Annotated in this window: 8 protein-coding genes; all 8 read right to left on the bottom strand. The window is 46.8% G+C overall.

Features of this window, described 5'->3' with window-relative positions; translation table 11 throughout:
• Positions 1-44: 44 nt before the first annotated feature.
• Positions 45-461, bottom strand: coding sequence for a rhodanese-like domain-containing protein (locus BACCELL_RS05630; RefSeq protein WP_007210642.1), 417 nt, complete (start codon positions 459-461; stop codon positions 45-47).
• Complete coding sequence (locus BACCELL_RS05625) at positions 436-1,125, bottom strand: NigD1/NigD2 family lipoprotein (RefSeq protein ID WP_007210641.1); 690 nt, start codon at positions 1,123-1,125, stop codon at positions 436-438. Before BACCELL_RS05625 ends, BACCELL_RS05630 begins: the two co-directional genes overlap by 26 nt.
• Before the next feature lie 8 nt (positions 1,126-1,133).
• Positions 1,134-2,291 (bottom strand): hypothetical protein, encoded by a 1,158-nt coding sequence (locus BACCELL_RS05620; RefSeq protein ID WP_007210640.1) that lies wholly within the window; start codon positions 2,289-2,291, stop codon positions 1,134-1,136.
• 41 nt (positions 2,292-2,332) lie between these two features.
• Positions 2,333-3,307, bottom strand: coding sequence for a D-alanine--D-alanine ligase (locus BACCELL_RS05615; RefSeq protein ID WP_007210639.1), 975 nt, complete (start codon positions 3,305-3,307; stop codon positions 2,333-2,335).
• Entirely contained in the window at positions 3,304-4,377 is a 1,074-nt protein-coding gene (locus tag BACCELL_RS05610; RefSeq protein WP_007210638.1) for an RluA family pseudouridine synthase, read from the bottom strand. The genes BACCELL_RS05615 and BACCELL_RS05610 overlap by 4 nt, the downstream gene beginning before the upstream one ends.
• 48 nt (positions 4,378-4,425) lie before the next feature.
• A complete protein-coding gene (locus BACCELL_RS05605; RefSeq protein WP_007210637.1) occupies positions 4,426-5,067 on the bottom strand; it encodes a PASTA domain-containing protein in 642 nt (213 codons plus the stop codon).
• Between the two features lie 251 nt (positions 5,068-5,318).
• Positions 5,319-6,272: a Rossmann-fold NAD(P)-binding domain-containing protein gene (locus tag BACCELL_RS05600; RefSeq protein ID WP_007210635.1), complete on the bottom strand. Its 954-nt coding sequence runs from the start codon at positions 6,270-6,272 to the stop codon at positions 5,319-5,321.
• A 62-nt stretch (positions 6,273-6,334) separates the two neighbouring features.
• Positions 6,335-7,585, bottom strand: a complete 1,251-nt coding sequence (locus BACCELL_RS05595) for a glutamate-5-semialdehyde dehydrogenase (protein ID WP_007210634.1) — start codon at positions 7,583-7,585, stop codon at positions 6,335-6,337.
• Positions 7,586-7,979 lie beyond the last annotated feature (394 nt).

The following is a 7,979-nucleotide window of genomic DNA, read 5'->3' as shown; positions in this document are numbered from 1 at the left end:
TTATGAATCTGAAACGTATTAGTTACACCAACGTTTTTCCCTTATTATTCCTCTATTTCCTTTCCGGCTTTTTTCCATTCTTCGAAACCTTTGTCGAGGTCGTAGACCACATATCCCTTTTCGCTGAGTATAGCGGCAGCCTTTTTACTGCGTTTACCACTACGGCAATACAAAGCAACGGGTTTATCTTTCTGTAGAGTGGAGTCGGCTATTTCCGCAAAAGTCTTATCAAGTACATTGATGTTGATGCTTTTGGGAATGTGTGATTCCGAGTATTCGGCTACGGTGCGTACATCCAGACGTTGTATCTCAGGATTGGCTATCAGCGTGGAGAAATCTTCCACGGATACAGACTTGAAATCTCCTTTCTGCTGACAGGAGAAAAGAGAGGAGAAGAATAGGCAGATGCCTGCAATCAAAGAATTTATTTTCATCTTATTGGGGGGTATATTCAAATTCATAAGTTACTTCTTTGCCGGAATACGTGTTTAAGCTGAAATAGATTGTAACTTTATCAATTCCATCCTCTGCATATTGCCGTAACGGAACGGATGCATACGCACGTTTCGTGTATGCCTGCACATCTCCGCCATCATCATGATAGAGAGACAGACGTACCGTCCGGGTTCCTGCTTCTTTATCCGTGGTGACTTCGTCCTCAATGAAATGGAACGAGTGCTTTCCGTTCTGCGACTTGATTTCCAGCATTATGTTCAGGTAATCAATCCCCATCCAGATACTCAGTATATCTGCCGGATCACGCTTGATTCCATCCTTAAATTTATCCGCAGACTGCGGCACAGGCGATATGGCACTCAATACTGCATACAATTTCACTCCGGATGTCCCATCGGCAGCTTCCGCCTTGCCATAGTTGCTGACAATGCGGGCAGAGGCATTAGCGTCTATACGTGTTTTCGACGCGTCTTCCACTATTGCAAGTGTTTCGCCTTCATCCGTCAGCACGGATTGCAGGCTGCCGTCGGCACCGGCCTGTGCAGTCAGGAAGTCCAGTTTTACGGACGGATAATGATAATCATCGTCATCGCCGCAGGAAACCAGCATGAATACCAGTACGGGAAGAAACCAGCATAAAGAAACCGGAAATTGTAGCTTACCTTTCATATATTACTCTATTTCGGATTATCAGTTCTTGTAGCCAAATAATTCGTCAGTGGATTGGCATACATCAACAACATCTTTTCGCGCAGGAACGGGATGTCTTTATTGGGCAGTTCAATGCGTGCAAGTTGCTGGTCGATGTAGTCAGTGAAGTGTTTTTTCTCTTCGGCGGTATAATGACCGGCGAAGGCCTGGGTGCCCGACAAATAATCGTGAGCTATGTAATTGCCGGGATACATACGATAGTTTGCATGGATTCTCCGATCTATAAGGGCGGAGATCTGTAAAAACAGTTCGGGTTTGGAAAGAGAACGGTCCAGCTTTTCCAGCTCTTCATTGATGCACGACGCTACCTGGAAGTGCACGCGTCCTTTAGGTCCGAACAAACCGGTTTGCATATTCTTCAGGTCGTCCTCCTGCGTCTTCTTGTAGTCCGGTATATCGCGTTTCAGTTGGAACTCCTGTGCTTTCAGGTAATCACAAGGATCGTATTCGTACGAAATGGCCAATGGAAGGATGTTCATTTCAATCAGGCGGTCGATAATGTCACCCTCACCGCCCATAGCCAGCATCTTGAGAACGCTTTCCTGAGTACGGTCGTTGGAGTCTTTGGCACGCCCTTCACGTTGTGCTATCCAGATAGACTGGTTCTTATCCTTAATAGTGTGGTGCATATAGCGCGACATGCGTCCGGAAGATTCCAGCATTTGGCGCATGGTCAGGGCACGTTGTACTATGAATGATTTGTTGACACGCACGAACTTCTTAATCCAGGGATAGATCAGCAGGTTATCGCCGATGGCAATTTCTACTGTATCCATACCTTTGTCTATCAACTCTACGGATAGGAAACCGGAGTCGAGAATGATATCGCGGTGGTTAGAGATATAAGTATAAGCGGATGTCTTGTCCGTCTGTGCCGTAAGGTCCAGAGTTACTCCCTGGGTCGTGTCTCTGGCAAATCTTTTCAGGATTGTGTAACAGAATGCTTTCTGAAACTCCAACTTCGTCTTGCATGTACGCATTTTCTGCGCAAGTGCCTCAAAGGGAACTTCCGGGAAAACAGCAGACGCCACCTGCTGGAAAGCCGGATCGGCAATCAGTTCCTCGTAAATCTGAGGAAGCTCCTCGTCATGATAAGGGCGGATTTCATCAAATTCCATATTCATAATGATTAACGTTTAGTGATTAGCGATTAGTAGTTTAGTCACTAAAGCTGGTTCTCAATTATATCAGTCATTACATCCTTAATGTCTAATCCTGCGGCACGTACCTGCTGGGGTATGAAGCTGGTAGCCGTCATTCCGGGCGTGGTGTTCACTTCCAGCAGATTGACTTTATCTCCGGCAGTGATGATGTAGTCCACACGAATGATACCTGAAGCGCCCAGGATATCGTAAATGGCGGAAGTCAGTGTCTGTATCCGGTGTGTCAGGTCATCGGAGAGACGGGCTGGGGTGATTTCGGAAACCTGCCCGTTGTACTTGGCGTCGTAGTCGAAGAATTCATTCTCGGTCACTACTTCGGTGATGGGGAATACGACTGACTTCTCTTTAGTCTTATAACAACCGCAGGTCACTTCGGTGCCTTCCATGTAGGCTTCTATCAGAACTTCTTGCGCTTCATCGAATGCCTTAACAATGGCAGGCTGTATTTGTTCTTTCGTCTTAACTTTCGTTACGCCAAAGCTGGAACCTCCCAGACTGGGTTTGATGAAACAGGGCAAACCTATCTTTTCAATCACATCTTCATCGGAAATGGATTGTCCTTGGCGAAGCACTAAGGATTCTGCTATGCGTACTCCAAAAACTTTGAGATATTGGTTGCAGGCAAACTTGTCATACGTAAGTGCTGCTGCCAGTACACCACAACATGAGTAGGGGATGTGAAGGAGATCGAAATAACCTTGCAAGCGTCCGTCCTCTCCCGGAGTGCCGTGAATGGTGATGTAGGCAAAGTCGAATGTTACCTTCCTGCCATTCATCTGAAAGCTGAAGTCATTCCGGTCAATGGGCGCTTTGCCGCCGTCGGGCAGTTGCACGTGCCAGTCGAGTCCGTGCATCTCCACAATATATAATGTGTACTTTTCCTTATCGATAAAGGAGTAGATGCCCTGTGCGCTGCGCAGGGAAACTTGAAATTCGGAGGTATCACCTCCGCAAACAATAGCAATCGTGCGTTTCATTCTAAATCTCTGTTACTGATGTAGCCTCTCCATTTGTCTATCAGCAAGGTCATGTCTTCGGGCATTTCGGAGGTGAAGTACATCTCTTCGCCAGTGGCGGGATGTACAAAACCCAGTGTCATGGCGTGTAATGCCTGCCGTGGACAAGTATCGAAGCAGTTATTTACAAATTGTTTGTATTTACTGAAATGGGTACCTTTCAGAATCTCGTGACCGCCGTAGCGCTCATCATTGAAGAGTACATGGCCGATATGTTTCATGTGAACACGTATTTGATGGGTACGTCCCGTTTCAAGAATGCATTCTACAAGAGTGACATAGCCCAGACGCTCCAGAACCCGGTAATGGGTCACGGCATGCTTTCCCTGATCATCGGGCAGAACGGTCATCTGCATGCGGTCTCTGGGATTCCGGCCAATGTTTCCGGTGATGGTTCCCTCGTCCTGTTCAACGGTTCCCCACACCAAGGCACGGTAGCGTCGTTTGGTGGTTTTGTTGAAGAACTGCATACCAAGGTTGGTTTTGGCATCCGGTGTTTTGGCTATGACGAGCAGTCCGGAAGTGTCTTTATCGATGCGATGAACCAGACCGACGTGCGGGTCGTTGGCATCGTAGTCGGGATTATCTTTCATGTGCCAGGCGATGGCGTTCACTAAAGTCCCCTGGTAGTTTCCGTGTCCGGGGTGTACCACCAGTCCGGCAGGTTTATTCACTACCATGAGGTATTTATCCTCGTAGATTATATTAAGTGGGATATCTTCGGGAATGACTTCGTTTTCATAACGCGGACGATCCATCATGATGGTGATGACATCCATCGGTTTCACCTTGTAGCTGCTCTTGACCGGTTTGTTGTTAGCCATTACAAAACCGGCTTCCGCTGATTTCTGTATGCGGTTGCGCGAAGCGTTTGTCAGGCGGTCGAACAGGTATTTGTCTACGCGCATCATTTCCTGTCCTCTATCCACTACCACACGGAAGTGTTCATAGAGTTGGGCTTCATCACCGACAGGTTCTATGTCGTCCAGATCATCCTCAGTCACTATGTCGTCCGGCAAATCTTCTATCATTCTTGTTCTTTCTATGTGTTATTGTTATTATTCCCCGTATGATCGAGTTTAAAACCAGGACTCGTCTGCTGCGGAATCTTTAGAGGAGGTAGGGGTGGTAGCTTCTACTGCTGTAGAATCCCCTTCCTGAGGCAGCTCTCCACCGTCTCCCACAATTAGTGTAAGTGTAGCACCTACAGGTACTTTTTCACCGTTGGTCAGTGTACGGCCTTTATATTTCACACCGTATACCCAGTCTTTTTCTCCGGCTATGTGTTCGTTCTCGGACAGTTTGAAGCCGGCCGCCAGCAGACGTGCCTGTGCTTGGCGCATGGAGCTGTTGTCCGCTACATCGGGAACGACTAGCAAAGGGGTGCTCAGGGTGTTTATGGTCAGATAGATGGTACGTCCTTCTTTCACTTTCTGCCCGGCGGCAGGATTGTGTTCGAGGATGCATCCGGCTGGTAAGTTCTTTACATAGCTGGAGTCGGAAACAATGCAGGTAAGTCCTTGGTTGCGGAACATTTTCTCAGCTTCTGCCACTCCCATACCTTTCACGTTGGGCACTACTACCGCTTCACCGTGACGGGTGTATATATCCAGTCCCTTCAGCACTCCAAACAGTACAAGGGCAACCACAATGACCATTGCGATCAGGTTTATCCAGAAAAACTTATTCTGTTTGAAAGAAAAAAACTCTTTTATAGTCATAATCCTTGGCGTTGTTTGGGGACAAAGATAATGCAAACCGAAAGCAGTACAAAATATGCTTGCTTATTTTTGATGCTGAGGAGCTTTTTTAAAGGAGAAAGACGTTTTCGCTTCGTTTGGGAGTTACAGAAGTTAGAAGGAGTTAAAGCCAACACTCCTGCTGATGATTCACAACTTTATCGGCTTTAACTCCTAAGCCCGCTTGCGGGCTGATAACTCCTTTAGCTCCTCACTATAGCTCCTTATTCTGTTCAGAGTGCCTCAAGCAGTCTCTTTAATACTACCGTAGCTGATATTTCACGATTAGCCGCTTCGGGGATGACAATAGATTGCGGACTTTCGATGACATCATCTGTTACAATCATATTGCGGCGCACGGGCAGGCAGTGCATGAAATAAGCATTGTTGGTTACTGCCATCTGGCGGTCGCTTACGGTCCACTCACGATCTTTGCTCAGAATTTGTCCGTAATTATCTCCGGCATAAGCCGCCCAGTTCTTGGCATAGACGAAGTCGGCACCTTCGAACGCTTTCATCTGATCATATTCCACACGGGCATTCCCTACGAATTGCGGAGCAAGTTCGTAGCCTTCGGGGTGGGTGATGACGAAATCATAATCCGTGGCGTTCATCCATTCGGCGAATGAATTAGGCACGGCTTGGGGCAATGGGCGTGGATGTGGCGCCCAGGTCATTACCACTTTAGGGCGTGCAGTCTTCTTGTATTCTTCAATTGTGATGAGGTCGGCAAAGCTTTGCAACGGATGGCGGGTAGCTGCTTCCATTGAGAACACCGGGCGACCGGAATGTTGGATGAATTGATTTATGATTACCTCGTTATAGTCATCCTCTTTGTTCTCAAAGCGGGCGAACGAACGTACACCGATGATGTCGCAGTAGCAACCCATCACAGGAATAGCCTCCAGTAGATGTTCGGGTTTGTCTCCATCCATGATGACGCCGCGTTCCGTCTCCAGTTTCCATGCTCCTTGGTTGATGTCCAGCACGATAACATTCATACCTAGATTCGTAGCCGCTTTCTGCGTGCTGAGACGGGTACGTAAGCTAGAGTTGAAGAAAATCATCATCAACGTCTTGTTCCGTCCCAATTCTACGTATTTAAAACGGTCTTTCTTAATCTCAAATGCTTCATCCAGTGCAGCTTTCAGATTTCCGATGTCCTGCACACAAGTAAACTTCTTCATGTTATATATTTATGATTAATATGAATTAGGAGTAAGAGGGGGGGAAGAAGGAGTTAAAGGAGTTATCGCTTCCTTATCTGTCCTTCTCCTTCGACAATCCACTTGTATGTGGTCAGTTCTTCCAGAGCCATGGGACCGCGGGCATGCAGCTTCTGTGTGCTGATACCGATTTCGGCACCCAGACCGAACTGCGCTCCGTCTGTAAAGGAAGTCGGTACGTTGACGTATACGCAGGCGGCGTCCACATCACGACAGAACCACTCGGCACGAGTCTTGTCTTCGGTTACAATACATTCGCTGTGTTTGGAACCGTATTCCTGAATATGCGCTATGGCTTCACGAATGGACTGAACGGTTTTAATGGACATCTTGTAGTCCAGGAATTCCGTACCGAAGTCTTCTTCCGTGGCCTCCTTCAGTAACTCCGCAGGATAGCTTCCCTTCAGTACGTTGTATGCGTACATATCCGCATAGATTATCACATTGCTTTTTTGCAACGGTGTGCAAAGTGCCGGCAGATCGTTGAGGCGGTCACCGTCAATCAACAGACAGTCCAGAGCATTGCATACGCTGACGCGGCGCGTTTTGGCATTGTTGATAATAGCTGCACCTTTCTCTACATCACCGTAGCGGTCGAAGAAAGTATGGCAGATACCTGCGCCTGTTTCAATGACGGGTATGGTGGCATTTTGACGCACAAAGTTGATGAGGCTACTGCTGCCACGCGGAATAAGTAAGTCTACATACCCCCGGGCATTCAGCAACTCGGCTGTAGCTTCCCGGTCGGCGGGCAGTAATTCTACGATGTGCGGGTTGATGTTGAAATGTTCCAGTACCTCGTGTATCACGCTGATAATGGCTCGGTTGGAGGAGTCGGCATCACTACCGCCTTTCAGTATGCAGGCATTTCCGCTTTTTAGGCAGAGAGAAAATACATCGAAACTCACGTTGGGGCGTGCTTCGTATATAATGCCGATGACGCCAAACGGGACACTTACCTTTCTGAGCCTCATCCCCTGGGGATGTGTGTGCTCTTTCAGCATGCGTCCCACTGGTGAGGAAAGGGTTGCTACATTGCGTGTATCGGCAGCGATGCCTTGCAGGCGTTCTACGGTTAGTTTTAGCCGGTCGTATTTCGGATCATTTGGATCCATTCTTTCCAGGTCCTTCTTGTTCTCAGCGAGAATGAAGTCCGATTTTGCCAAGGCAGCGTCCGCTACAGCCAATAGTATCTGATTGATTTCTTTATCGCTCAGTGATAACAATTCCCGGCTGGCTTCCTGCACGGTGGCAAATACTTTGTTTAAGTCCATTTTCTTGTACTTCTTTTATCGATTACCCTGCAAATGTAGCAATTATATCGGGAATGCTTGCTTTATCCCTTTGAAAAAGAATGATAACAGAAGAAAGAGTCGTGTGCCATTGTGACTTTGGTATAAGACGTAGTGTATATCGACTATTGTTTGATTCATAACAGAAAAGAGAGAAAATAATTTATCATTTTAAACAGTTCATTTGTTTTAATTTATCAATGATGAAGATGTCTTTTGTAAATGGTTGATTATCAGGAATGTTATAATGAACGTATTTCAACATACGACTGATGAGGTGGTCTCAGTATCATACTGATCTCACAAATATCTTATTGTGTAAATATTGGTCATCTGTATATGGGGCACTTATCATACAAGATTATCGTTTTGCTTA

The sequence above is a fragment of the Bacteroides cellulosilyticus DSM 14838 genome, assembly GCF_000158035.1.
Taxonomy (GTDB): Bacteria; Bacteroidota; Bacteroidia; order Bacteroidales; family Bacteroidaceae; genus Bacteroides; species Bacteroides cellulosilyticus.
The sequence above is the reverse complement of the archived record's forward strand: the minus strand, read 5'-3'. Positions and strand labels throughout refer to the sequence as shown.

Bases quoted from the DNA above. Each gene is read 5' to 3' on its own strand.
- BACCELL_RS05630 (WP_007210642.1), bottom strand. From the start codon at position 461: ATGAATTTGAATATACCCCCCAATAAGATGAAAATAAATTCTTTGATT.
- BACCELL_RS05625 (WP_007210641.1), bottom strand. From the start codon at position 1,125: ATGAAAGGTAAGCTACAATTTCCGGTTTCTTTATGCTGGTTTCTTCCC.
- BACCELL_RS05620 (WP_007210640.1), bottom strand. From the start codon at position 2,291: ATGAATATGGAATTTGATGAAATCCGCCCTTATCATGACGAGGAGCTT.
- BACCELL_RS05615 (WP_007210639.1), bottom strand. From the start codon at position 3,307: ATGAAACGCACGATTGCTATTGTTTGCGGAGGTGATACCTCCGAATTT.
- BACCELL_RS05610 (WP_007210638.1), bottom strand. From the start codon at position 4,377: ATGATAGAAGATTTGCCGGACGACATAGTGACTGAGGATGATCTGGAC.
- BACCELL_RS05605 (WP_007210637.1), bottom strand. From the start codon at position 5,067: ATGACTATAAAAGAGTTTTTTTCTTTCAAACAGAATAAGTTTTTCTGG.
- BACCELL_RS05600 (WP_007210635.1), bottom strand. From the start codon at position 6,272: ATGAAGAAGTTTACTTGTGTGCAGGACATCGGAAATCTGAAAGCTGCA.
- BACCELL_RS05595 (WP_007210634.1), bottom strand. From the start codon at position 7,585: ATGGACTTAAACAAAGTATTTGCCACCGTGCAGGAAGCCAGCCGGGAA.